Genomic DNA, 25,314 nt, shown 5'->3' on the forward strand with positions numbered 1-25,314 from the left:
TTCAGTATATATTTTATGGAGGAGTGAGTGTTAGTGGTAAAGCAAAATGATGTTTTAATGCAATATTTCGAATGGTATTTGCCAGATGACGGAAATTTATGGAAGCAGCTAAAAGATGATGCGGCTCATTTGCAGAAACTTGGAATTAATAACCTCTGGATGCCACCAGCATCGAAAGCCACTGGCTCCGGTGATACTGGCTATGGAATTTACGATTTATTTGATTTAGGTGAATTTGATCAAAAAGGGTCAGTTCGTACGAAATACGGTACGAAAGATGAGTATCTTGAAGCGATTAAAGCCTTGAAAGAACAGGGAATTCGACCAATTGCTGATGTGGTTTTAAATCACAAAGCAGGTGCCGATGAAAAAGAAACCTTCAAAGTGCTAAAAATGGATCCTAATAATCGCCAAAAAACACTATCAGAACCTTATGATATTGAAGGATGGACTCATTTTACATTTCCAGGTCGCCAAGGAAAATACAATGACTTTGAATGGCATTATTACCATTTTACTGGAACGGATTATGATGCACGTAATGATGAGTCTGGTGTTTACTTAATTTTAGGTGAAAATAAAGGTTGGGCTGACAATGAATCTGTCGATCCAGAAAAAGGAAATTTTGACTATTTGATGTTTACAGATATCGACTATTCTCATCCAGATGTTATTCAGAATATTAAAGATTGGGCCCGTTGGTTTATTGAAACAACTGGTATTCAAGGATTTCGTTTAGATGCTATTAAACATATTGATGCCAAATTCATTGAGCACTTTATACAAGCTGTAAAAGATGCAATGGGGGAAGAGTTTTATGTGTTTGGTGAATATTGGCAAGCGAACTATGATGCGAAACGAAACTATTTAGAAGCCATTGATTATGAGTTTGACTTGTTTGATGTCGGCTTACATATGAATTTCTTTGAAGCTTCAAACCAAGGAGCTAATTACGATTTAAGGAGAATTTTTGATAATACATTGATGCTACATAATCCTTGGAACGCAGTGACCTTTGTTGATAATCATGACACACAAAAAGGGCAGTCCTTAGAGTCAGAAGTAAAAGAGTGGTTTAAATCTTTGGCCTATGGTTTGATTTTACTAAGAGAAGAAGGTTTGCCATGTGTATTCTATGGCGATTACTATGGGGTCGAAGGTGAGAATGGTCATGAAGGTTATCAAGATATGTTGAATGCTCTACTATACGTCAGAAAACATCATGCTTATGGTCAACAAACGGATTATTTTGATCATCATAATTGTATTGGTTGGGTACGTTTAGGTAATGACGACCATCCTGATGGTGTTGCAGTAATTCTTAGCAACAGTGAAGAGGGCTGGAAAGAAATGAATATGGGACCTGCAAATGCCGGGAAGGTTTTTGTGGATTATTTAAATCATCATGAGGCAGAAGTAACCATTAGTGAAAACGGTTCTGCAACGTTTCCAGTGAAGGCTGGTTCAATTTCGGCTTGGGTAAACAAAGAGGCTCATTATTCATAGAGTGCTATTAAGGGAATAATTAAGTTGAAGAATATGATTTTTTTCTTTAAATTAGGATGAATAATCTGTATCGTAGAAAAAACCGACAAAAAACCTCTTAGCGAGTGAGACTGCTAAGAGGTTTTTTGGATGATTATACGCTATATTAGGATTAACGACGAATGACTTCTTCAGTCGCTTTATCAAAGAAGTGAGCTTTGTTCATATCGAATGATAGATCAATCACTTCACCCGGTTTGTGGTAGTCACGAGCATCTACACGAGCAATAAATTCTGTGTCGCCAACTGATGAGTAAAGCATTGTTTCAGCACCAAGTAATTCAGAAACAGATACTGTTGAACTAACGACTGAGTCTGGTGAAGCTTCTAATGCAACCATTTCAGAATGGATATCTTCTGGACGAATACCAAATACTAATTCTTTACCGTCATAACCACGTTCTACTAATAATGAACGTTGTGGTTCTGTAACGATTAAATCTAAACCTTTACCGTTTGTGATTTTACCGTTGTTCAATGTAACATTAAAGAAGTTCATCGCTGGTGATCCGATAAAGCCTGCAACGAATACGTTGACTGGTAAGTCATAAACTTGTTGTGGCGTTCCAATTTGTTGGATGAATCCATCTTTCATGATGACGATACGTGAAGCCATTGTCATCGCTTCAGTCTGGTCATGAGTTACATAGATAGTCGTTGTGTCTAAACGTTGGTGTAACTTAGCGATCTCAGCACGCATTTGTACTCTAAGTTTCGCATCTAAGTTTGATAAAGGCTCATCCATCAAGAACACTTTCGCGTCACGAACAATCGCACGGCCTAAAGCCACACGCTGACGTTGTCCACCTGATAAGGCAGCGGGTTTACGGTCTAAATATTCTCTTAGTCCTAAGATGTCTGCAGCATTATCAACACGTTCTTTAATTTCAGCTTTAGGATACTTACGTAATTTTAAACCGAATGCCATGTTGTCAAAAACAGTCATATGTGGGTATAAAGCGTAGTTTTGGAAAACCATCGCGATGTCACGGTCTTTAGGTGCAACGTCGTTCATTAAACGATCACCAATGTACAACTCACCTTTAGAGATATCTTCTAAACCGGCAATCATACGTAAAGTAGTTGATTTACCACATCCTGATGGTCCAACGAAAACAATAAACTCTTTGTCTTCGATATCTAAGTTGAAGTCTGTAACTGAATAATTTGGTGCACCGTCATACATTTTGTGAATGCTGTTTAATTTAATTTGTACCATTTAATCAAGCTCCTTTGTTTATTACTTATCTGTAATGTTAAATTTATTATAGTTGAAAGCGTTTTAAGAAACCATTGGCTCATTGCACAAAAAAACCTCGTCATAGTGTACACAAAGGGTTGTAAACCGTTACAAAGGAATAATAACGGGAATGTGTGAATAAATTGTGTTATTTATGGATTAAATTCCACAGACAGCATAAAATTTGGTAGAATATAGAATGATATTGTGGAAAAGAGGGTCCGGATGAAAATAGAAAGAAAACGTGGCTTCGAAGTTATTTCAGCCTATCATGATAAAGGAATTAATATACCTGTTAGAGCAACCCATAAGGCAGCGGGTTACGATCTTGAATCAGCTGAAGACATTATTTTGCCGACATTTTGGAAACAGATTTTTAGATTTGTACTTACAGAGTTAAAACAATGGATTTTTTCTTCACCAAAAAAAGAAGACTTAGGTGAACTCCCCTTAATAGAAAGAATTTTAAAACCTACATTAGTACCGACAGGTTTGAAAGCTTACATGCAAGACGATGAATATATGCAAATCGTCAATCGATCAAGCAATCCCCTGAAAAGATTTTTGGCCTTACCTAATGGAATTGGTATTGTGGATGCTGACTACTATAATAATGAGAGTAATGAAGGACACTTATATGTTCAGTTAATTAACTTTGGCTTAGTTGATCAAGTAATTACAAAAGGCGATCGAATTGCTCAAGGAATTTTCTCTCCTTATTTAATTGTCGACGGCGATCAAGGGGGGACATCAGAAAGAAGCGGTGGTTTCGGTTCTTCTGATAAATAAATGATTAATCAAGGAGTGAACAAATGGCTAAAAAAAGAGTAATGTTTGAATGTTTAGCTTGTGGTTATGAATCTCCTAAATGGTTAGGGCGCTGTCCTAACTGTGGTGCCTGGAATCAGATGGAAGAACAGTTAGTCCAAAGTCAATCTGCTTCTAAACAAGCGAAAGTTCAAGTAACAACATCTAAACATCAACAAACCGGACGTGCACTAAAACTAGACGAAATTACCTATAATAGTGAAACCCGTTTTTCAACAAAGTTCGATGAGTTTGATCGTGTGTTAGGTGGTGGAGTCGTACCAGGTTCACTGGTATTAATCGGTGGAGATCCTGGTATAGGAAAATCTACCTTGCTACTGCAAGTTTCAGTACAACTCGCAAATGCTGGTCAAAAGGTTTTATATGTAACGGGTGAAGAAAGTGCTCAACAAATAAAAATGAGAGCAATTCGTTTAGCTTTAAAAGGTGACAATTTTTGGTTATTAGCTGAAACTGATTTATTAACGATTGGTTCTGAAATTGAAAGAATTGAACCAGACATCGTGATTATTGACTCTATTCAAACGATGCAAGTTCCCGAGCATACGGGAGCAGTCGGTAGTGTGTCTCAGTTACGTGAAGCGACGAGTGTCTTAATGCGAATTGCAAAAGATAATCAAATTGCGATCTTTATTGTTGGACACGTGACAAAAGAAGGGAATATCGCTGGACCAAGAATGCTAGAACATATGGTAGACACGGTGTTATATTTTGAAGGTGAAAGACATAATCGTTTTCGTTTACTACGGGCGGTCAAAAACCGTTTTGGATCGACAAATGAATTAGGAGTCTTTGAGATGTTAGAGGTTGGTTTACAGGAAGTTGGGAACCCCTCAGAACTCTTCTTAGAGGAACGATTACCCGGAGCGACAGGTTCAACCGTTGTGGCTGCTTTAGAAGGCACACGGACTATTTTAGCTGAGGTACAGTCGCTTATGACACCCACTGCTTTCGGTAATGCGAAACGAACAGCAAGTGGTATTGATTATCAACGTATCTCATTGTTATTAGCAGTAATGGAAAAACATTGTTCTATGTTAGTCCAAAATCAAGATGCTTTCTTTAAAATCACTGGTGGTGTTAAACTTAATGAACCTGCGATTGATTTAGCAATTGGCATTAGTATTGCTTCGAGTTATTGGAATAAAGCCACAAAGGCAGATGATGTGTTCATTGGTGAAATTGGTTTAACTGGTGAAATTCGTCGTGTTAGTCAAATCAAGGAACGATTAAAAGAGGCGGATAAGCTTGGTTTTAAACGAGCGTTTATTCCTAAGAATAACTTTAACGATCTTGATATTGATTTTGAAATTGAGCTAGTTCCTGTCGCAACGATTAAACAAGCTGTAGAACGTGTGTTTCCACGACAATAAATAAAGCGAAACAGGCGTTGTTTTTTTTTTTTTTTAAAACAGGTACTTTTTACTGTTTAATTATTTTATAGGAGGTGAAAAAATGTTCAAAAGAGTCGTTATGTTTTTATCAGTTATTGTAGGATTGAGCTTTGGCTTTACCGTGGGTCCGTATATATGGACATCGCTGGGATCAGACAATCGAATACTTAACAATCCATATTTAAATGGACTTATTTTTGTTATTATATTTATTATTCTGGGTTCGTTAGTTGCACCGTTGATAGAAAAAGGAATTAAGCGATTATTGGAAATCATCAATAGTCAGACGACGACAAATTTAATTTTGGGAACGATTGGTTTGCTAATCGGATTATTAATTGGTTATTTCCTAGCGTTACCATTCGCAAGTTTAAACATCCCATTTGTGTCATCCACTTTACCGCTTATTCTTTCAATCGTTTTTGCTCTGATTGGGTATCAAACAGCAACTAGTCGTAAAGATGAATGGCGTAAGCTATTTAATCGACAAGCCAGTGAAAATGAATTTGAAGCTGAAATAGAATCACAAGTATTAGAAAGAAAAGTAGGCGAAGCCTTTCATAAGTATAAGTTACTTGATACAAGTGTTATCATCGATGGAAGGATTGCTGATATTGTTAAAACTGGATTTGTCGAAGGGATTCTAGTCATTCCGAATTTTGTTTTGAAAGAATTACAGTATATTGCCGATTCGTCAGATTCTTTGAAGCGTGCTAAAGGTCGTCGAGGATTAGATATCTTAAATACACTTCAAAAAGATGACGAAGTACCCATTGAGTTTTATGAAGGTGACTTTGAAGAAATTGCTGAAGTCGATTCAAAGTTAATCCGTCTAGCCAAGCTAATGGATGCGGCAATTGTAACGAATGATTACAATTTGAATAAGGTTAGCGAATTTCAAAATGTAACGGTCTTTAATATTAATGCGTTAGCCAATGCTGTAAAACCAGTAGTTATTCCTGGAGAACTGATGCGTGTCCAGATTATCAAGGCGGGAACTGAAAGAAAACAAGGTGTTGCTTACTTGGAAGATGGTACAATGATAGTTGTAGAAGAAGGGCAACATTATATGAATGAATGGCTTGAAGTAGTCGTAACAAGTGCATTGCAAACAGCAGCAGGACGTATGATATTTGCAAAACCAGCCCATTCCCAAGACCGTATTGAATAAAAATATTGTAAATAAAGATTAATAATGAAGTTTTTTATTGAAGGAGAATTGTATAATGAGTGACAAAATTCGTGTGAGATATGCACCAAGCCCAACAGGAGAATTACATATAGGGAATGCGCGTACAGCGTTATTTAACTATTTATTTGCCCGTCATCATCAAGGTGAGTTTATTATTCGTACAGAAGATACTGATATCAAGAGAAACTTAGCGCATGGTGAAGAGAGCCAATTAGCGAACTTAAGTTGGTTAGGTATTGACTGGGATGAAGCACCAAACAAACCAGGCGAATATGGTCCTTACCGCCAATCAGAACGTTTAGATATCTATAACCCATTAATTCAAAATTTAGTGGATCGTGACTTAGCTTATAAATGTTACATGACGGAAGAAGAATTAGAAGCTGAAAGAGACGCTCAAAAAGCTCGTGGAGAAATGCCACATTATGGCGGACAACACGCTAATTTAACAGCCGATCAACAAGCTGCTTTCGAAGCAGAAGGCCGCGAAGCAGTCATTCGTTTCCGTGTGCCAAGTGACGTTGTATATGAATTTAATGATTTAGTAAAAGGACCGATTAAATTCGAATCACGTAGTATTTCAGGTGACTGGGTAATTAAAAAGCGCGACGGTATGCCAACTTACAACTTTGCAGTAGCAGTTGATGATCATAAAATGGCTATTTCACACGTTTTACGTGGAGATGATCATATTGCAAACACACCAAAACAAATGATGGTATATGATGCATTTGGTTGGGATTATCCTGAGTTTGGTCATATGACATTAATCACCAATAGTGAAACAAATAAAAAATTAAGTAAACGTGATGGTGCGATTTTACAATTTATCGAACAATACCGTAACTTAGGCTACTTACCAGAAGCAATGTTTAACTTTATTACGTTATTAGGCTGGTCACCGGTAGGTGAGGAAGAGATATTTAGTCGTGAAGAATTAATTGAAATGTTTGATCATAAACGTTTATCAACTTCGCCAGCAGCTTTCGATACGAAGAAATTAGAGTGGATTAATAATACGTATATGAAGAAAGCCGCGGTAGAAACAGTAGTATCTTTATCATTACCTCATTTAATCCAAGCAGGTAAAGTAAGCGAAGATGCATCAGAAAAAGAACTTGCATGGGTAAGTAAACTAGTCAGTCTTTATCATGAACAAATGTCTTTCGGTGCCGAAATTGTTGAATTATCTAGTCTGTTTTTCAACGAAACGTTAACGATTGATGATGAGAGTCGTGAAGTATTAAGTGCTGACACAGCAGCAACCGTTATTGAAGCAATGAAAAATAAATTATCCGAGTTATCAGATGAAGCGTTTGAAGCCAGTAATATCAAACCTCTTACTAAGCAAATTCAAAAAGAAACAGGTATTAAAGGACGTAACCTCTTTATGCCAATTCGTATTGCAGTAAGTGGACAAATGCACGGTCCAGAACTTCCTTTATTAATTGAAGTATTGGGCAAAGAAAAAGCCATCAATCATATTGAACAAGTAATGTCTCAACTATAAGGCATTAACTTGATATTCACTAGCTGCCGAACGAGTTTTATTGCGAGGCAGCTAGTTTTGTCTATAATGAGAATTAGCAATGTGTTACAATGAGAGGCAAATTAACTAAAAAAATAGAATAAACAGCATAGAAGGAGCATGACCGATGAGTATTCAACTTTATAATACGTTGACCCGGAAAAAAGAGGCATTTAAACCAATTGAAGAAGGAAAAGTGAGATTCTATGTCTGTGGGCCAACGGTATATAACTACATACATATTGGGAATGCTCGCAGTACAGTCGCTTTTGACACGATTCGTCGTTACTTAGAGTTTCGTGGATATGAAGTAAACTATGTCAGCAACTTTACAGACGTTGACGATAAAATTATCAAAGCTGCTAAAGAAGAAAACTTAACACCTGTAGAAGTTGCGGATAAATACATTGAAGCATTCACACAAGATACAAGAGCAATTAACGTAAAGCCAGCGACGATTCATCCACGCGTGATGGATAATATTCCAGAGATTGTTTCTTTCGTTCAATCATTGGTGGATCAAGACTTCGCTTATGAATCTGAAGGAGATGTATACTTCAGAACGAATAAATTTGAAACTTACGGCCAACTCTCTGACCAGTCAATTCAAGATTTACTCGTCGGAGCAAGCGAACGTGTAGATGAAACATTAGCGCAAAGAAAAGAGGATCCTTTAGACTTTGCTTTATGGAAAGCGACTAAAGCAGATGATGAAATTAATTGGCCATCACCATGGGGCGCTGGACGACCAGGTTGGCATATCGAGTGTTCAGTTATGGCGACTAAATATTTAGGTAATACTTTAGATATCCATGGTGGCGGTCAAGATTTACAATTTCCCCATCACGAGAATGAAATTGCTCAATCAGAAAGTCATACCCATGAAGTGTTTGCCAACTATTGGTTACACAATGGTTTCGTTACAATGGGTTCTGATGAAGAAAAGATGAGTAAATCTTTAGGTAACTTTGTACTATTAAGAGATATTCTAAAAGAAGTTGAACCAATGGTTGTTCGTTTCTTATTAGGCACAGTGCATTACCGTCGACCATTGAAATACGATTGCAACGCCTTACAAGATGCACAAGCAAATGTGGACAAAATCCGCGAAGTGTTAAGAAAACTATCTTATCGTGCACAAGATGCAATTACGATAGAAAATGAATTGACTGAAACACAAGAGTGGTTTGATAAAATCGCAGGACATAAAGCTGCTTTTATTAAAGCGATGGATGACGATTTTAACGCTGCTAATGGTATTACAACAGTCTTAGATTTAGTAAAAACGAGTAATCAATACTTAGAAAAAGCGACAGTAAACCAGACTGTCTTAGATGCTTTAACAGAATTATTGACTCAACTACTTGATATCTTTGGTTTAGACTTATCAGAAAATCAATTGCTAGACCAAGACATTCAAGACTTAATTGATGAACGTAAAAAAGCGCGTTTAGCAAAAGACTTTGCACGTAGTGATGAAATACGGGATCAATTGAAGGGACAAGGAATTATTCTAGACGATACACCACAAGGCACACAATGGAAGCGAGTGAAATAATGGGCAGTTCAGTTACAGTACAAGCAATTGATTTATTAAACGGTTCAACATTAGCTTATGTAGGAGATGCTGTGTACGAATTAGCAGTTAGAAAACACGTGCTTTCCAAAGGGATTACACAAGTGAATCACTTGCATCGCGCAGCGGTAACATACGTCGGGGCAGTAGGCCAAGCTAAAGTAATGTTGCATTGGATTAAGCAAGAGGATTTCTTAACCGCGCAAGAAATTACAATGTACAAACGCGGTCGAAATCACAAGGCAAATACGAAGGCTAAGAATGCTTCGATTGGTGATTACCGACAAGCAACTGGCTTTGAATCTTTATTGGGATGGTTAGCTTTGACGGAACAAACCGATCGATTAAATCAACTAATCAAAGAAGCAATCACAATGATTGACGAAGGAGAACAAGTAAATGAGTAATCAAAAACCACGTGGGAAAGGCAAACGTCATGAACGACCAAGAAAAAAAGACGCTTATCTACAGAATAAACGAGAGCAAGATATTGATGAAAAAGAGCAAAATAATGAAATTTTCTTTGGGAAACATGTTGTTTTCAACATTTTCAATGAGAATAAACAAGTAAATAAATTATTTATTCAAAAAGGAGTATCTGGGCCGCAAATTACGGATATACTTGCCTTAGTAAAACAACAGGGTGTCGTTTACCAAGAGGTACCGAAATCGAAGTTAGATGAATTGACGAATGGTGGAAATCACCAAGGTGTCGTGGTAACAACTCCTGCATTTCACTATCAGAGTTTCGAAGATATATTTGCCTTAGCAGAAGAAAGAGATGAAGCGCCTTTTATCTTAGTTTTAGATGGGATTGAGGATCCTCATAATCTTGGTTCGATTCTGCGTACGGCTGATGCTACAGGGGTTCATGGAGTGATCATCCCTAAACGTCGCGCCGTCGGCTTAACTGGTATTGTAGCAAAAACATCAACTGGAGCAATTGAACATGTTCCTGTCGTACGAGTAACGAACATTGCTCAAGCAATTGAACACCTTAAAGAAAAAGGAGTTTGGGTGTTTGCAACAGCAATGAATGGTGAAGATGTGCGAACTTGGAATAGCCAAGGAGCCATCGCGCTAGTTATCGGGAATGAAGGACACGGCGTTTCACAATTAGTTGAGGAATCAGCTGACGGAACGATCACCATTCCAATGGTTGGACATGTTCAAAGTTTAAATGCGAGCGTTGCAGCTGCCGTTTTAATGTATGAAGTGGCAAGAAATCGAATTCCGATGCCTCCTTCAACTAAATAAGTACGGAGGTGAGTGCAATGAAGCGGCAAGAAATAATGTTCGTGGACGGCTATAATATGATAGGTTCATGGCCAGAGTTGGCTCGCTTACAGAAGCGTGATGAAATACAAGCGGCACGAGATTTACTTTTGTTTGAATTGACAAATTACCGGAAATACAAAGACATTCAAACTTTGGTAGTCTTTGATGCACAGTTTGTGCCAGGTTTAACGAAAACTTATGATGAGTACGAAGTGCAAGTTGTCTTCACTAAAGAAGGGGAAACAGCTGATGCCTATATTGAACGTGAAGTAGAAAACTTTATCAATCCCTTAAACCGTGTCTACGTAGCCACTAGTGATAGTGCAGAACAATGGATGATTTTCCAAAAAGGTGCTCTGAGAAAATCTGCCAACGAATTGTGGATGGATCTAGAATATGCCAAACGTCAAATCAAACAAGATGTCCGAGAATATTATAATGATAAACTTCGAAGGCGAAGTCCTTGGGAAGTTGAACAATTAGCTGAATTAGATGCTTTGCGTATCTGGTTAGAGAACGATTCGGATTAGAAAGTACCAGCTTTCCTTTTAAAATAAAGGGAGGTAACAGATTTGCGGTTATATGAATCAACAACAAACGAAGATTTGGTTGCTATTTTGAAGGAAGAAATGTTAGATGAGGCTTTTGAAGAACTATTTAACCGATTTATACCAATGATCTATAGTATTCGTAGTGTTTACACGGTACCTGAATTTCAATTAGATGATTATTTTCAAGAGGGTAGAATTACATTGTTAAATGCGATTAATACTTTCGAATGTAATCGTAATGTTTACTTTGCAAGCTTTTTGCACAGATTATATAAGAATCACATTTATAATAAGCTAAGAAAAGTTTACTCACTTAAACGCCAAAATGGGTTTTGTGATTTGTCGATCGACACGCCCCACATTAGTGAAAAAACCTCTCAAGAAATCAATATTTTAGAGGTTATCTCTGATCCACATTGTTTTGAACCTGAAGCAACGATGATGATTAAAGAGAGAGCGAATGATTATTTCACACAACTTTCTGCGTTAGAAAAAAAAGCGATTGTCAGTTTTTTAGGACATACCACTTATGAAAATGTGGCGAAAGAATTGGAGCTGCCTGTTGATACTATCAGAAGTGCCATGAGTCGTGCTCGCCGGAAAATACGTCTAGAATTTAATGAAGTTGACTAATTAAGAATTTATTTTTATATAAAAAACCCAGACTACATCTTGACATTTTCACATTCAAGCCATATCATTAACTCTGACGCAAAATGTCATGTAAGGAGGGATTGCTATGGCACAGAAAAAGGCAGCCTTAGCGTGTACGGAGTGTGGCCAACGCAATTACCAGATGACGCCTACTCAAATGGGTAAAACAACGCGATTGGAAATCAAGAAGTTCTGTAGATATTGTAACAAACATACACAACATAAAGAGACTAAATAGATAGGATGATGATGATGGGTTACTTTAAAAATGTAATGACAGAAATGAAAAAAGTTACTTGGCCATCAGCGAAAGAAGTTAGAAAATATACAACAACTGTCATGGTAATGGTTGTACTATTTGCTTTATTCTTTGCTGTTGCAGATTATGGCTTCTCTAACCTTATCAACTGGTTAGTTACTTTATAATTAAAGGAATAGCTTCTATATAAACAATGGAAGTGTTATAATACCTATAGTTGAAAACCTACAATCTGTAGGTTTTTTTATTATGTTAGCAAATCGACTCAATAGATATCCCAATGAAGGAGCAATTAAAATGGAAATAAGCAAAGATTGGTATGTATTGCATACTTACTCAGGCTACGAGAACAAAGTTAAAGAAAATATCGAAATGCGTAAAGAAAGTATGAATATGGAGAATAATATTTTCCGTGTTGAAGTACCAGAAGAAGAGGTCACTGTCATGCAAGAAGGTGGCACAAGCAAAACGAAAATGGAAAAGACATTCCCAGGTTATGTCTTAGTTGAAATGGTTATGTCAGATGATGCGTGGTTTATCGTTCGTAATACACCAGGTGTAACAGGTTTCGTTGGTTCTCACGGAGCTGGAAGCAAGCCATCACCACTTTTACCAGAAGAAGTTGAAAGCATATTAGGTAATGCACCAGCAGCGCGTATCGACTTAAATGTTGAAGTAGGCGACCATGTGGAAATTACTGAAGGAGCATTCTCTGGCTTATCAGGTAGAGTTGAAGAAATTGAAGTAGAGCAACAGAAAATGAAAGTTCTTATTGAAATGTTTGGTCGTGAAACGGTTGCTGAACTTGAATTCCACCAAGTAAAAAAAGATAATTAATAAACAATCATCTCACTGAGAAACTATTTATAGGGTCAAGGTGAGTTTTTTGTTTTAAATGACAACTAGGTCATTTATATGTTAAATTATTGAAGAACGTACAGGGCGAGAAACAGATCTAATGAATGATCCCCCTTGTACAAACAGACGAAACGAGGAATTTATCATGTTAAGTTACCATAAATTATTAAAATGGGCGACGCCTGCATTGTTCATGTTGGTGCTATTACTCAATTACTTTACATCTTTTGGTATTATTTTGCCTTTTAGTCAATCAGAAATTTCGAATCAATATCAAAATCTCTTTGCGCCGGCAGGTTTCACTTTTAGCATTTGGTCAGTGATCTATCTAGGAGTAATTGTTAGTCTAACTCTGGGGTTTAAAGTATCATCAAGTCACGAAAATTTAGCTAAGGGTTACCGACAATTAGTTCAACCCATTTATATCGAGTGGATGTTTTACAACATTCTTTGGACGATTGCTTGGAGTAATGACCAAGTGTTGATTGCTTTAATTGCGATGGTTCTATATGCACGTCGCATGTTGCAACTGATGACGCTCATCAGTGGGACTGCCATCTTAAGACAATCCCCTTGGTTATTGAAATATCCAACAGGTCTACATGCCGGTTGGTTGATTGTAGCAACCTTTGCTAACTTAACGACTTATGCAGTCAGCATTGGACTTGATGGAACAGGTACTTTAGGCTTTTGGTGGGCAATTGGCATGATGGTAGCAAGTCTGGCCACTGTTGTTTATTATTATGGAAAATATGGGAATGAAGCTATTATATTACCAGTATTATGGGCATTGATTGGAATAGTCGTTAAACATAATCCAGGAAGTGGATATGAGCATGCCAATGAATTATTAGCTTGGATAGCTGTTGGTCTATTCGTTCTTGGTAGCACCATTTATGCTCATCTATTTAAATTACAACTAAAGCAAATGAAGAAATAAAAAAAGCGTGTGTTGACTGATCAAAAGATGAGCCAACACACGTTTTATTTATTTATCGAACCAATATTTCAGCAATTTCTTCTAATTGTAAGCCGGTTGAATCTAAGCCACCACCACTTAAGTACCATAAGTCAGGTGTTAAGAAGACCAAACAACCAGTCTCAGAAGCGCGAATTGTTTGTAAATCATTACGTTGCATCAACATTTTTTGTTCATGAGCATCCTCTTCGGGATCATAGCGCATAGCTGCTGAACGGTTAATGATGAACACACGATCGGCATCTAAATCAGCAATTTCTGGAACCTTAATGCTTTCGCCTAATTCAGTAAAGCTGTAATCACGATCAACGGGTGTAAACCCTAGCAGAGTGAAAAATAAGGCGAAACGCGAATTAGGTTTGAACGTTGTAAATTTATTTTCATTATGTAGTAGTAATAATGTTTTACTCGGTGACACCTGACTAGTAGTGCGAATTTTATCTGCGCGTTTATTTAGATCAGTTAATAGACGCTGTGCCTCTTCTTCTTTACCAACGATTCTGGCTAATTCTAGATTTATTTCATCGAAATTAGACCAGTAGTTAGAAGTATCGGTCTCATAGTTAAATACAGGTGCAATCGTTTCTAACTCTTCCACTAAATGCAAAGTCCGAGCGGAAACAATAATTAAATCAGGGTTGAGCGAACGAATCAACTCAAGGTCAATATCTTTTAAGGACTTAGTATCAATCACTGAATCAGGCATACTGCTAATGTATTCAGGAATTCGATGTTTTGGCGCACCTACTACTAGGTTTTCAACGCCTAAAGCGCGTAGCGTGTCATAAGCATCATATCCAAGTGTCACAATACGAGACGGGAGAGTGTCAAACGTAATCTTTGCCTCTGGTTTTACATAAGAATTAAATATATTCATCATCATAACCTCCATATTTGATCATCCTTATTGTTATATTAACAGAAGCATCATTAAAAAACGATTAAAAGGAACTTTATTTGGCAAAAAGCTTGGAATATTAACTTGTGCGTGCTATAATATCGCAGTGCGTCAAATAGTGCACATGAGTGGGAGGGGCCTAGGCTCCAATTACCACATCACGAACAAAAAATATTAAGGAGGAATGTTTCGTGGCTAAAAAAGTCGTAACACAAGTCAAACTACAAATCCCAGCGGGACAAGCAAGTCCAGCTCCACCAGTTGGTCCAGCTTTAGGTCAAGCACAAGTTAATATCATGGGGTTCTGTAAAGAATTCAACGCTCGTACACAAGATCAAATGGGTATGATTATCCCTGTTGTGATTGATGTATACGAAGACCGTTCATTTACATTTATTACTAAAACTCCACCAGCTCCAATCTTATTGAAAAAAGCTGCTGGAATTACTAAAGCATCTGGTGAACCAAACAAAAACAAAGTTGCTTCAGTAACTAAAGAACAAGTTAAAGAGATCGCAGAAACTAAAATGCAAGACTTAAACGCAGCAGACGTAGAAGCTGCTATGCGCATGGTTGAAGGTACTGCTCGCTCTATGGGAATCACAGTCCAAGACTAAGCACAAGGTAGCTTCTGTCCCCGTTTTCTATCGGGGGTGGGAGGAATAACCGCTAATACCACAAATTATAGGAGGAACAACAATGGCTAAAAAAAGTAAAAACTTTGTAGCGGCAAAAGAAAAAGTTGACCGCACAAAAAAATATGATGCCGCAGAAGCAATCGCATTAGCTAAAGAATTAGACTTTGCTAAATTCGATGCAACTGTTGAAGTATCTTACAACTTAAATATCGATGTTAAGAAAGCTGACCAACAAATCCGTGGCGCAATGGTATTGCCACATGGAACTGGTAAAACACAAACTGTAGTAGTTATCGCTCGCGGTGACAAAGCTAAAGAGGCGCAAGCAGCTGGAGCAGACTACGTAGGTGAAGCAGAACTAATCTCTAAGATTAGTGATGGTTGGTTAGACTTTGATGTTATGGTTGCTACACCAGACATGATGGGTCAAGTAGGTCGTTTAGGCCGTGTCTTAGGACCAAAAGGTTTAATGCCAAACCCTAAAACTGGTACTGTAACTATGGATGTTACAAAAGCAATTGATGACATTAAAGCTGGACAAGTAACTTACCGTGCTGACAAAGCAGGTATCGTGAACGTTCCAATCGGTAAAGTTTCGTTTGAAAATGACAAACTTGCTGAAAACTTAACAGCTTTACACGAGCAAATCGTTCGTTTGAAACCAGCATCAGCAAAAGGTACTTACATTACTAACTTAACGTTAACAACTACGTTTGGCCCTGGTATTAAATTAGATACAGCAACTATTTAATTAGTTGAAAGATCGGGATGATAAGAAAATCTTTATAAACTAAAGATTGACTCTCAAATTCATTTCCGCTAATATATATAAGTATTTACGACCAAAGACAGTAAGTGGCGAATGCCTTAATTTCTTACCGAGGAAGTTCCGAAGTGATGAGGAATCTATCTCTATGTCTAGGCGACATAGAGATTTTTTTATAACGAAAAAATCTCTAAATCAAAATTGATGGAGGTGAAACTGTTGACAAAAGCAATTATGATTAAAAAGCAAGAAGAAGTATCTTTGATTGCCGATGAATTAAGAGGCGCAACTTCAGTAGTTGTTGTTGATTATTTAGGTTTAACGGTAGAGGAAGTTACTAGCTTACGTAAACAATTACGTGATAGTAACACTAAGATGCAAGTTGTGAAAAACACAATCTTACGTCGTGCTGCTGTTGAAGCAGGCATTGAAGGACTAGAAGATGTATTCGTAGGACCATCAGCTGTTGTATATAGCACTGATGAAGTAGTTGCACCAGCGAAAATTGTAGCTGAATTTGCTGAAAAAGCAAACAAGTTATCAATCAAAGGTGGTTTAATTGAAGGTAAAGTAGCTTCAGCTGATGACATTAACGCATTAGCGAAATTACCAGACCGCGATGGACTATTATCTATGTTACTTTCTGTATTACAAGCACCAGTTCGCAACACTGCATTGGCTGTTAAAGCTGTTGCAGAAGCGAAAGAAGAAGACGCAGCTTAATTAAAACTAAACATATAAACGGAGGAAAACCAAAATGGCATTAAACATTGAAAATATTATTGCTGAAATTAAAGAAGCAACAATTATCGAATTAAACGACTTAGTAAAAGCAATCGAAGAAGAATTTGGCGTAACAGCAGCAGCTCCTGTAGCAGCAGCAGCAGGTCCAGCAGCAGAAGTAGAGCAAACTGAATTTGACGTTGAATTAGTATCAGCTGGTTCATCTAAGATTAAAGTAATCAAAGCAGTTCGTGAAGCTACTGGTTTAGGCTTGAAAGAAGCTAAAGAATTAGTAGATAGCGCTCCAAAAGTAATTAAAGAAGGCTTATCTAAAGACGATGCAGAAGCATTGAAAGCATCTTTAGAAGAAGTTGGCGCTTCAGTAGAAGTAAAATAATCTTTTACTCTCATAAAACGTACCTAGTATATTCTAGGTGCGTTTTTTTTTTTTTTAAAATCAGAGAATATATTTTGGGGGTTTCGTTCAGCTTGTTGTTTTTCAAGGCGGTGGTCGCTTTCAAATTCTTATGTTTGTGAGGGCTTTTTCAGCTTCATAGACGAGGCACGCTTAGTTGATGAAGATAGATAAAGAAAAAAATCAGCCTCATGAAGAGACTGATAAGTCGTAACTTATTTAGCATATTCAGCAATTAATTGTTCAAGGATAATGGCAACGCCATCGATTGTATTTGCTGGTGCAATGTTTTGAGCCATAGCTTTAATATGATCAGGCGCATTATCCATCGCATAGCTATGTTTAGCCATCTGTAACATCGAACGGTCATTGAGAGAGTCGCCAATTGTTGCAACTTCATCTAATGTATAACCTTGTGATTGAGCATAAGCTTCTACGGCTAACCCCTTCTGAGCATTAATGTGTGTGACTTCAATATTATCAGCAGCAGAAGATGTAACGTCTAAATCAGAGAAATTACTTAGGTATTGACGAACTTGATCCAATAAATCCGTATTGGAACTGAAAAGTAGAATTTTTAAAGCGGGGTTATCTCTTGTTAATTCCATTTCGGTAATAGGTTTAACATCACCATAATGTGCGAGTAACTGTGCGTTAGTTACTTCATCAGTACCATCTGCTGCAGCGAGAACTTCTTCTTGACTAACATTCATAAAGTGTGCAATTCGTTTGATGAAGCCTTCATAATCTGCAACGTAGTAACTATTGAGTGTTGAAACAGCATAATCAATAGCTAAAGTATCTAAATGTTGAATAACACTTAAGACAGTTTCAGTTAATAGAGGATTTGAATCAGTCAAGGTACCATCTTTTTCATGAATCGATGCACCGTTTAAATTGATCATGCGACAGTATATATCTTGAGCTTGTGTCAGAACAGAGGCTGATTTAAAAGAGCGACCTGTTGCGATAATGAATTCAATATCAGTCGTTTCTTGTAATTTTTTTATTGCGGCAGCCGTTCTGTCGCTTATCACGTGGTTTTCATTAAGTAAAGTTCCGTCCATATCAGATGCAAAAAGTTTGATCATTGTTGACCTCCATTACGTTTTATCTAGTTTTAGTGTAACATGAATAGCCTAAAAAGTGATATAGTTATGGTACATGAATATGTTTTCTTAAGGAGCGAGAGAATGAGCGATCATTATTATACAAATAAACCTCAAAGTAGCCATGAACTAAAAGAGATTAGTGCAGAAGTTGGAAAACAAAGTTTACGCTTAAAGACAGATAGTGGTGTTTTTTCTAAGAATCGTATGGATTTCGGTTCTAAATTACTAGTGGAAACTTTTATTGAAGGGAAAGCAATGACTGGTGAGGAAAAAGTACTTGAGTTAGGCAGTGGCTATGGTCCTTTATTGTTGGCAGTGGCGAAACATTTTCCGCTTGCCAACTATGTAGGGGTTGAAGTTAATGAGCGTGCGCTTGAATTAGCGCAACAGAATACGCAATTAAATAAAGTGGCGAACGTTGAATGGTTGTTGCACGATGCGACGACTGTGCCTGTTGAGGCTGACTATGACTATGTATTAACGAACCCACCCATTAGAGCGGGCAAGCAAGTGATACGTGAATTTGTTCTAACGGCTGAAAAAGCACTGAAAGCGGATGGTGAACTCTGGTTAGTGATTCAGAAAAAGCAAGGAGCACCTTCTATGTCCGATTTTATGGAAGAAGTTTTTGGTAATGTTGAACTAATGGGCCGTGATAAAGGTTACTGGATTTTAAAAAGTGTTAAATAATATTAAGCTGATATTCTACAAATAGGATGTCAGCTTATTTTTATTGTATTAGAGTTTTCTCATTTTAGATATTTTGCTTGTTGTTAGAAGATTTATGTTTTATACTGTGATTATAAACAAAAGTCTTTCGAAAGGACATTTGTTGTAAAAGGAGGCGATGATGAGTTGTTAACACAAAACGAGCAACGTGTATTGGCTTTAATTGAAAAAGATCCATTTCTTACTCAACAAGAAATTGCTTCTCAATTAGATTTACCGCGCTCTACTGTCGCAACGATAGTTTCGTCATTGACGAATAAAAAGCAGTTGTTGGGTCGGGCTTATATTGTCAACCATGGCGCTGAAATTTTCTGTATAGGTGGAATGAATATTGACCGCAAGTATTTACTGGAGGCAGAGCTAATGCCTAAAACCAGTAATCCAGTCACTTCTTCAATGAGTGTCGGTGGCGTAGCACGCAATATTTCAGAAAACCTTGGACGCTTAGGGTTAAATGTTAACCTATTGTCAATCGGTGGTCGAGATCAAGATTTCGAAACTTTAAAGCAAGCGACGGAACCATTTGTTAATTTTCAACACGTGACGCAACTAGGGGAGTACTCAACAGGTTCTTATGTGGCATTACTAGATGACGACGGAGATATGCAGTTAGCTTTAGCGGATATGTCAGTAGCTGACACAATGAACCGTGAGTGGATAAGTTCTTATCAAAATCTTTTAGCTCAAGCTAAGATGATTGCATTGGATTTGAATGTACCATTAGAAACAACAGAATATGTCATTGAATTGGCGCGCAATAACGATATTCCACTTGTGATTATTCCGGTAAGTTCACCTAAGATGGCGCACTTACCACGTCAACTAGAGGGTGTTAAGTGGCTCATCGTCAATCTAGACGAGTCTGAAACTTTTTTCAATAAAAAAGTTGAAACACCAGAAGATGTTGAAGAGCTTGTTGAAAACTGGTTAGCCTTAGGTGTTGAAAATGTTATTATCACACGCGGCCAAGCGTCAACGTTCTATGGTAATCAAGCGGGTGAAAGAAAACAATTTGTACCACCTGTTTCGCCTTACGTCGAAGATGTCACAGGAGCTGGAGATTCTTATGCTTCAGGTTTAATTTACGGACAATTACAAGGCTACTCGCCAGTCGAAAGTATCCAATTGGCTATGACAAATGCTTATCACACCATTCAATCGCCTAAAACAGTACGCTTAGATTTAACGCAAGATATACTAGAAAAACAAACAGAAGAATTAAAAGAAAGAGGGATCATTTAAATGACACATCCATTATTATCAATTAGCAAAGAAGTACAAGCAGCTTTTGACAACAACCAACCAGTGGTAGCTTTAGAATCAACAATTATTTCTCACGGAATGCCTTACCCTAAAAACGTTGAAATGGCTAAAACAGTAGAACAAATCATTCGTGACAACGGTGCAGTACCAGCAACCATTGCGATTATGGATGGTAAATTTAAAATTGGTTTAGAAGAAGAAGACTTAGAATTGTTAGCAACGGCTGAAAACGTAGCAAAAGTATCACGTCGTGACTTAGCAAATGTCTTCGCAACAAAACAAATTGGCGCAACAACAGTCGCAACAACAATGATCGGTGCTAAATTAGCAGGAATTAAAGTGTTCGTTACAGGCGGAATCGGCGGCGTTCACCGTGGCTACGAAGACCACATGGACGTTTCAGCAGACCTAGAAGAATTAGGTCAAACAGATGTAACAGTAGTATGTGCGGGAGCAAAAGCGATTCTAGACTTGCCTCGAACATTAGAGTACTTAGAAACAAAAGGCGTGCCGGTAGTCGGTTACCAAACAGACTACTTACCAGCTTTCTATACACGTACGTCAGAGTACAAGTTGAACTTACGTAGTGATTCTACTGAAGAAATTGCTGACATGATGCGTTACCAAAAAGAACTGGGCTTAACAGCTGGAATCTTAGTTGCGAACCCTATCCCAGAAGAAGATGAGATTCCTCATGAAGAAATCGATGCCATTATCGCTCAAGCACTTAAAGAAGAAAAAGCTGCTGGCGTCAAAGGGAAAGACTCAACACCCTTCTTATTAGGTAAGATTGTTGAATTAACTGAAGGAAGAAGTTTAGAAACAAATATTGCTTTAGTATACAACAATGCAAAAGTTGGCGCGCAAATTGCTGCTGACTATCATAAAAAATAATTTAAAGACTCACACAAGGGGTTGCTAGCACCTTTGTGAATATCCCCTCAGTCATCGATCAGATGACTGAATTTTTTTGTGCTTAATATGAGTTAGCGTGTGATTCAGTTGGGTAGTCTATTATGATAGATACAAAGAGAAGAGTTGGTTTATGAATGAGATGATAGTTTTTGATTGCTAAATGAAATATTATGGCGTGTTTTGATTGAAAGTGATTGATTTTTATTTTAACTTTGTGTATGCTTAGAATAAGGAAGTGATGAAAATGCTTACAGAGGAGCGATTTGCTGTGATTCGGTCCTTGCTAGCGGATGATTCGGTGGTGAAGATTCAGGCGATTGTGGAAGCAACGCAGGCTTCAGAATCGACGGTTCGACGGGATTTGTCGCAATTAGAGGATTTGGGTGAGTTGGTGCGTGTGCATGGCGGAGCCAAACGGGTTTTTTCTGTGGATTTGGAGCCAAGTGTAAGCGAAAAGCGTTTGCAGTTTCAATCTGAGAAGTTGGCAATTGGACGCTATGCGGCGTCTTTGATCAAGGATGGCGAATTTGTATTTATTGATGCTGGGACGACAACATTAGCGATGGTGCCTTTTATTCAGGCTGAGAATGTGACGATTGTGACTAACGGTTTGGAGTTAGCCGCTCAGTTGGCTGATTCCAAGTTTACAGTGATTTTGCTAGGTGGTTTGATTAAGCCGAATACGCGAGCGATGATTGGGTCCGATACGCAAAAGCAGTTGCGTCAATATCGCTTTTCACGTGCGTTTATGGGGACGAATGGGATTAATGCCAGATTTGGTTTTACGACGCCCGATACTCAAGAAGCTCATGTGAAGGAGTCGGCGATTGGTCAGGCGAGTCGTGTCTATGTGTTGGCAGATAATAGTAAGTTTGACAAGGTGTCTTTTTGTCAGTTTGCAGATTTTGATAAGGTGATGGTCGTGACGAATCAGTTATCAAAGTCTTTGCATGAGAAGTTTGCGCCTTTATTAGACTTGGAGGAGGTTTGATGGATGTTATATACAATTACGTTTAATCCAGCTGTGGATTTAGTGATGAAAACTGATGTAGTTCATCTAGGTGAGTTGAATCGTGTCCAGAAGGATGAGTATGTCGCAGGTGGTAAAGGGATTAATATGTCGGTCTTATTGAAGCGTTTGGGACATGATAATATTGCGACGGGTTTTATTGGCGGTTTTACGGGCACTTTTGTTCGTGAGAGTCTTGAAAATGAAGGGGTGCAGACGGCTTTTCATCAGTTGGATGCAATCACGCGAATCAATGTGAAGTTACATGCGGCCCAGGAGACGGAGTTAAATGCGAATGGACCGACAGTTACTGAGGCGGACGTAGCTGAATTAATGGCTTATTTCGATCAGAACTTAGTCGCGGGAGATGTGGTTTTTCTAGCAGGAAATGCGGCACCAGGGATGACGAGTGATCATTATGTGAAGGTCGCTGAATTATGTCGAGTTAAAGAGGCTTTATTCGTTTTAGATTCGAATAAATCATTATTGACAGCTTGTTTGCCACAGCGTCCGTTTTTAATTAAACCGAATGCTCAAGAGTTGAGTGAGATCTTTGAGACGCCGGTGGATACTTTAGATGATGTGATTGCTAATGCGCGTAAGCTACAAACTTTGGGAGCGCAGAATGTTATCGTGTCGCTTGGTGGCGAAGGAGCGGTTCTGGTGACGGATAGTCAAGAGATTTTCCGTTCGAGTGTGCCGCAAGGGACTGTCGTGAATTCCGTTGGTGCAGGGGATTCGATGGTGGCTGGTTTTATGGCAAAGTATATTGAAAGCAAGGATTATGCACAGAGTTTAAGGCAAGGGGCTGCTTGTGGGAGTGCAACAGCTTTCTCCGTGGGGATTGCTGAAGCAGAATTGGCAATGTCTTTAGTAGATGAAATTCAAATAAAAAGGATTGGTGAAGAATCATGAAATTAGCTCAATTATTTGTAAAAGCGGCGATGGATTTAAACTTGCAAACAGAGGATAAAGCGTCCACCTTACGTTATTTAGCTGAACGTTTTGCTCAAGCCGGTGGTGTCAGTGATGTTGATAGTTATGTTGAGAAGTTAAGTGCACGAGAAGCGCAGTCAACGACGGGTGTTGGCGATGAAATTGCGATTCCTCATGCTCAAGATGTGACAATTAAAGAAGCAGCCATTGTTTTTGCACGTTCCCAAACTGGGGTAGAGTGGGCTTCTTTCGATGGACAACCAGCGAAATTGATTTTTATGATTGCTGCACCTGAAGGTGGCGGTGAACACTTACAAGCTTTAGCGAAATTATCGAGTATTCTAATGAAGCCAGAAGCTAAGGCTGCTTTATTAGAAGCTGAAACTGCCGAGGCTGTTGTGGATGTGATTGCTCACTATGAAGCAGAGAAAGAAGCAGCTGAATTGGCACAAGCTAATGAAGAAGTAGCAAATTCGGCAACAACAACAAGCCAACTAACCGCAGAAGCAGTTTCAACAAGTCCTGAGACAGATGAGGTATACATTCTTGCAGTAACTGCTTGTCCAACAGGAATTGCCCATACTTATATGGCTGAAGAGAAATTAAATCAAGCTGCTAAAAAAGCTGGCTATGCGATTAAAGTTGAAACTAACGGTCAAACGGGTGTTGGCAATCGCTTAACGAAAGCAGATATTAATCGAGCAACCGCGATTATAGTGGCGGCAGATAAGCAAGTTGAGATGGCGCGTTTTGATGGCAAGCCAGTGATTGTGACAAAAGTAGCTGATGGTATCAATAAAGCTACTGAATTAGTTGAGCGAGCAGCTGCACAAGATGCAAAGATATACCGTGCGAACCAAGCGGATATGGCTGCTGGAGCAAACGATGAGACGGATGAAAAAGAATCACTAGGTCGTCAGTTTTATAAACATATGATGAACGGTGTATCGCACATGTTGCCATTCGTGGTTGCTGGCGGGATTTTGATTGCCTTTTCTTTCTTCTGGGGGATCAATTCAGCGAACCCAGCTGACCCAACTTACAATGAAGTCGCACATGTCTTAAAAACTTTAGGTGATTTATCCTTCGCGATGATGTTACCTGTTCTAGCAGGTTTCATTGGTCAATCGATTGCTGACCGTCCAGGTTTAGTGATTGGTTTCATGGGTGGTGTATTTGCAAACCCAGGTGTTTTATCGGGATTTAATGATGCGGGAATTTTTGCGGATACGATTGCTTCAGGTTTCTTAGGTGCCCTAGTTGCTGGTTTCTTAGCGGGTGGAATTGTTTGGGTCTTACGCAGAGCGCTCAGCTGGTTACCTAAATCGCTCGAAGGCATGAAACCTATTTTCCTATTCCCGGTTTTGGGCGTCTTAACGATGGGTTTATTGATGTTCTTCGTTATCAATGCGCCGATGGGAGGAATTATGATTGGGCTACAGAATCTATTAAACAGTGTGCCGCGTGAGTTATCACTTGTTTTAGGGTTTTTAGTAGCCGCGATGATGTCGATTGATATGGGTGGCCCACTGAACAAAGCCGCTTATGTAACAGGAACAGCCCTAGTAACAGCAGCAGATGGTGCTGGTTCAGACGTGATGGCAGCAGTTATGATTGGTGGGATGGTTCCGCCACTGGCAATTGCGATATCTGCAACGCTGAATAAAACCTTATGGGCTCCTGAACAAAGAGACAGTGCCTTAGTTAACTATGTCATGGGTGCAGCTTTCATTACAGAAGGAGCGATTCCTTTTGCAGCAGTCAACCCATTGAAAGTTATCCCGTCATTAGCAATTGGTAGTGGGGTAGCGGGTGCCTTGAGTATGTTGTTTGGTAGTGTGAGTTATGTACCGCACGGTGGTTTATTCGCTGTAATAGCCGGAGGAGTCACGAATCCAATCATGTATATTGTCTCTTGGCTAGTAGGTGGTTTCGTCGGAGCGATTCTATTGAACGTTTTGCTGAAAAAAGACACAGATAAATAATCCTAAAAGTACAATATCGCTTCGAAGACTCTGGTCAAGAGTC

Annotated in this window: 27 protein-coding genes and 1 other annotated feature; of the genes, 24 read left to right on the top strand and 3 right to left on the bottom strand. The window is 38.5% G+C overall.

Annotation, left to right across the window (positions count from 1 at the left end; genetic code table 11):
• Nucleotides 1-33 precede the first annotated feature (33 nt).
• Nucleotides 34-1,506 (top strand): alpha-amylase, encoded by a 1,473-nt coding sequence (locus ACTQ5J_RS06820; protein ID WP_441751751.1) that lies wholly within the window; start codon nucleotides 34-36, stop codon nucleotides 1,504-1,506.
• A gap of 151 nt (nucleotides 1,507-1,657) precedes the next feature.
• On the opposite strand, the gene ACTQ5J_RS06825 is transcribed toward ACTQ5J_RS06820, so the two are convergent.
• Nucleotides 1,658-2,764 (bottom strand): ABC transporter ATP-binding protein, encoded by a 1,107-nt coding sequence (locus tag ACTQ5J_RS06825; protein ID WP_441751753.1) that lies wholly within the window; start codon nucleotides 2,762-2,764, stop codon nucleotides 1,658-1,660.
• 246 nt (nucleotides 2,765-3,010) lie between these two features.
• Here ACTQ5J_RS06825 and ACTQ5J_RS06830 point away from each other — a divergent pair, with 246 nt between their 5' ends.
• The 13 genes from ACTQ5J_RS06830 (at nucleotide 3,011) to ACTQ5J_RS06890 (ending at nucleotide 13,843) form a co-directional block, all read left to right on the top strand.
• Nucleotides 3,011-3,574 (top strand): dUTP diphosphatase, encoded by a 564-nt coding sequence (locus tag ACTQ5J_RS06830; RefSeq protein WP_441751755.1) that lies wholly within the window; start codon nucleotides 3,011-3,013, stop codon nucleotides 3,572-3,574.
• Nucleotides 3,575-3,597: 23 nt separating this feature from the next.
• Nucleotides 3,598-4,986 carry a DNA repair protein RadA gene (gene radA, locus ACTQ5J_RS06835; RefSeq protein WP_441751756.1) on the top strand — a complete coding sequence of 463 codons (1,389 nt, stop codon included), beginning with the start codon at nucleotides 3,598-3,600 and terminating at the stop codon, nucleotides 4,984-4,986.
• A gap of 82 nt (nucleotides 4,987-5,068) precedes the next feature.
• Entirely contained in the window at nucleotides 5,069-6,178 is a 1,110-nt protein-coding gene (locus ACTQ5J_RS06840) for a PIN/TRAM domain-containing protein (protein WP_441751757.1), read from the top strand.
• 55 nt (nucleotides 6,179-6,233) lie between these two features.
• Complete coding sequence (gltX, locus tag ACTQ5J_RS06845; RefSeq protein ID WP_441751759.1) at nucleotides 6,234-7,709, top strand: glutamate--tRNA ligase; 1,476 nt, start codon at nucleotides 6,234-6,236, stop codon at nucleotides 7,707-7,709.
• Between the two features lie 145 nt (nucleotides 7,710-7,854).
• Nucleotides 7,855-9,285 (top strand): cysteine--tRNA ligase, encoded by a 1,431-nt coding sequence (gene cysS / locus ACTQ5J_RS06850; RefSeq protein ID WP_441751761.1) that lies wholly within the window; start codon nucleotides 7,855-7,857, stop codon nucleotides 9,283-9,285.
• The gene (locus ACTQ5J_RS06855) at nucleotides 9,267-9,710 is read left to right on the top strand and encodes a Mini-ribonuclease 3 (RefSeq protein ID WP_441751762.1); all 444 of its coding nucleotides are present in this window, start codon (nucleotides 9,267-9,269) and stop codon (nucleotides 9,708-9,710) included. Before cysS ends, ACTQ5J_RS06855 begins: the two co-directional genes overlap by 19 nt.
• The gene (rlmB, locus tag ACTQ5J_RS06860) at nucleotides 9,703-10,560 is read left to right on the top strand and encodes a 23S rRNA (guanosine(2251)-2'-O)-methyltransferase RlmB (protein WP_441751764.1); all 858 of its coding nucleotides are present in this window, start codon (nucleotides 9,703-9,705) and stop codon (nucleotides 10,558-10,560) included. The genes ACTQ5J_RS06855 and rlmB overlap by 8 nt, the downstream gene beginning before the upstream one ends.
• A 17-nt stretch (nucleotides 10,561-10,577) precedes the next feature.
• Entirely contained in the window at nucleotides 10,578-11,111 is a 534-nt protein-coding gene (locus ACTQ5J_RS06865; protein WP_441751765.1) for an NYN domain-containing protein, read from the top strand.
• A 42-nt stretch (nucleotides 11,112-11,153) separates the two neighbouring features.
• Nucleotides 11,154-11,765 (top strand): sigma-70 family RNA polymerase sigma factor, encoded by a 612-nt coding sequence (locus ACTQ5J_RS06870; RefSeq protein ID WP_441751767.1) that lies wholly within the window; start codon nucleotides 11,154-11,156, stop codon nucleotides 11,763-11,765.
• Nucleotides 11,766-11,871: 106 nt separating this feature from the next.
• Nucleotides 11,872-12,024, top strand: a complete 153-nt coding sequence (gene rpmG / locus ACTQ5J_RS06875) for a 50S ribosomal protein L33 (RefSeq protein ID WP_441751769.1) — start codon at nucleotides 11,872-11,874, stop codon at nucleotides 12,022-12,024.
• A gap of 14 nt (nucleotides 12,025-12,038) precedes the next feature.
• Nucleotides 12,039-12,212 (top strand): preprotein translocase subunit SecE, encoded by a 174-nt coding sequence (gene secE / locus ACTQ5J_RS06880; RefSeq protein ID WP_441751771.1) that lies wholly within the window; start codon nucleotides 12,039-12,041, stop codon nucleotides 12,210-12,212.
• Between the two features lie 130 nt (nucleotides 12,213-12,342).
• On the top strand, nucleotides 12,343-12,882 hold the full coding sequence (nusG, locus tag ACTQ5J_RS06885) for a transcription termination/antitermination protein NusG (protein WP_441751773.1): 540 nt from the start codon (nucleotides 12,343-12,345) through the stop codon (nucleotides 12,880-12,882).
• A gap of 166 nt (nucleotides 12,883-13,048) precedes the next feature.
• Nucleotides 13,049-13,843 carry a hypothetical protein gene (locus tag ACTQ5J_RS06890; protein WP_441751775.1) on the top strand — a complete coding sequence of 265 codons (795 nt, stop codon included), beginning with the start codon at nucleotides 13,049-13,051 and terminating at the stop codon, nucleotides 13,841-13,843.
• Between the two features lie 52 nt (nucleotides 13,844-13,895).
• Here ACTQ5J_RS06890 and ACTQ5J_RS06895 read toward each other — a convergent pair whose 3' ends face one another.
• On the bottom strand, nucleotides 13,896-14,759 hold the full coding sequence (locus ACTQ5J_RS06895) for an ABC transporter substrate-binding protein (protein WP_441751777.1): 864 nt from the start codon (nucleotides 14,757-14,759) through the stop codon (nucleotides 13,896-13,898).
• A gap of 212 nt (nucleotides 14,760-14,971) precedes the next feature.
• On the opposite strand from ACTQ5J_RS06895, the gene rplK reads away from it, so the two are divergent.
• From rplK to rplL, 4 genes are all read left to right on the top strand, one after another.
• On the top strand, nucleotides 14,972-15,397 hold the full coding sequence (gene rplK / locus ACTQ5J_RS06900; protein ID WP_311454218.1) for a 50S ribosomal protein L11: 426 nt from the start codon (nucleotides 14,972-14,974) through the stop codon (nucleotides 15,395-15,397).
• 82 nt (nucleotides 15,398-15,479) lie between these two features.
• The gene (gene rplA, locus ACTQ5J_RS06905; protein ID WP_441751779.1) at nucleotides 15,480-16,169 is read left to right on the top strand and encodes a 50S ribosomal protein L1; all 690 of its coding nucleotides are present in this window, start codon (nucleotides 15,480-15,482) and stop codon (nucleotides 16,167-16,169) included.
• Between the two features lie 73 nt (nucleotides 16,170-16,242).
• Nucleotides 16,243-16,367: a sequence feature (ribosomal protein L10 leader region), on the top strand.
• A 36-nt stretch (nucleotides 16,368-16,403) separates the two neighbouring features.
• On the top strand, nucleotides 16,404-16,907 hold the full coding sequence (gene rplJ / locus ACTQ5J_RS06910) for a 50S ribosomal protein L10 (RefSeq protein ID WP_441751781.1): 504 nt from the start codon (nucleotides 16,404-16,406) through the stop codon (nucleotides 16,905-16,907).
• A 34-nt stretch (nucleotides 16,908-16,941) separates the two neighbouring features.
• Entirely contained in the window at nucleotides 16,942-17,304 is a 363-nt protein-coding gene (gene rplL, locus ACTQ5J_RS06915; protein ID WP_441751783.1) for a 50S ribosomal protein L7/L12, read from the top strand.
• A 233-nt stretch (nucleotides 17,305-17,537) separates the two neighbouring features.
• Here rplL and ACTQ5J_RS06920 read toward each other — a convergent pair whose 3' ends face one another.
• Entirely contained in the window at nucleotides 17,538-18,413 is an 876-nt protein-coding gene (locus ACTQ5J_RS06920) for a Cof-type HAD-IIB family hydrolase (RefSeq protein ID WP_441751785.1), read from the bottom strand.
• 102 nt (nucleotides 18,414-18,515) lie between these two features.
• Here ACTQ5J_RS06920 and ACTQ5J_RS06925 point away from each other — a divergent pair, with 102 nt between their 5' ends.
• The 6 genes from ACTQ5J_RS06925 to ACTQ5J_RS06950 all read left to right on the top strand — a co-directional run bounded on the left by ACTQ5J_RS06925 (nucleotide 18,516) and on the right by ACTQ5J_RS06950 (nucleotide 25,271).
• Nucleotides 18,516-19,124: a class I SAM-dependent methyltransferase gene (locus ACTQ5J_RS06925; protein WP_441751787.1), complete on the top strand. Its 609-nt coding sequence runs from the start codon at nucleotides 18,516-18,518 to the stop codon at nucleotides 19,122-19,124.
• Between the two features lie 165 nt (nucleotides 19,125-19,289).
• A complete protein-coding gene (locus ACTQ5J_RS06930; protein WP_441751789.1) occupies nucleotides 19,290-20,405 on the top strand; it encodes a PfkB family carbohydrate kinase in 1,116 nt (371 codons plus the stop codon).
• Nucleotides 20,406-21,320, top strand: coding sequence for a pseudouridine-5'-phosphate glycosidase (locus tag ACTQ5J_RS06935; protein WP_441751791.1), 915 nt, complete (start codon nucleotides 20,406-20,408; stop codon nucleotides 21,318-21,320). It begins immediately after the preceding gene.
• 265 nt (nucleotides 21,321-21,585) lie between these two features.
• On the top strand, nucleotides 21,586-22,332 hold the full coding sequence (locus tag ACTQ5J_RS06940; RefSeq protein ID WP_441751792.1) for a DeoR/GlpR family DNA-binding transcription regulator: 747 nt from the start codon (nucleotides 21,586-21,588) through the stop codon (nucleotides 22,330-22,332).
• 3 nt (nucleotides 22,333-22,335) lie between these two features.
• Nucleotides 22,336-23,265 (top strand): 1-phosphofructokinase, encoded by a 930-nt coding sequence (gene pfkB / locus ACTQ5J_RS06945; RefSeq protein ID WP_441751794.1) that lies wholly within the window; start codon nucleotides 22,336-22,338, stop codon nucleotides 23,263-23,265.
• Entirely contained in the window at nucleotides 23,262-25,271 is a 2,010-nt protein-coding gene (locus ACTQ5J_RS06950; RefSeq protein ID WP_441751796.1) for a PTS fructose transporter subunit IIABC, read from the top strand. Before pfkB ends, ACTQ5J_RS06950 begins: the two co-directional genes overlap by 4 nt.
• The last annotated feature ends 43 nt before the right edge of the window (nucleotides 25,272-25,314 follow it).

Source organism: Fundicoccus sp. Sow4_F4, assembly GCF_052116145.1.
Taxonomy (GTDB): Bacteria; Bacillota; Bacilli; order Lactobacillales; family Aerococcaceae; genus Fundicoccus.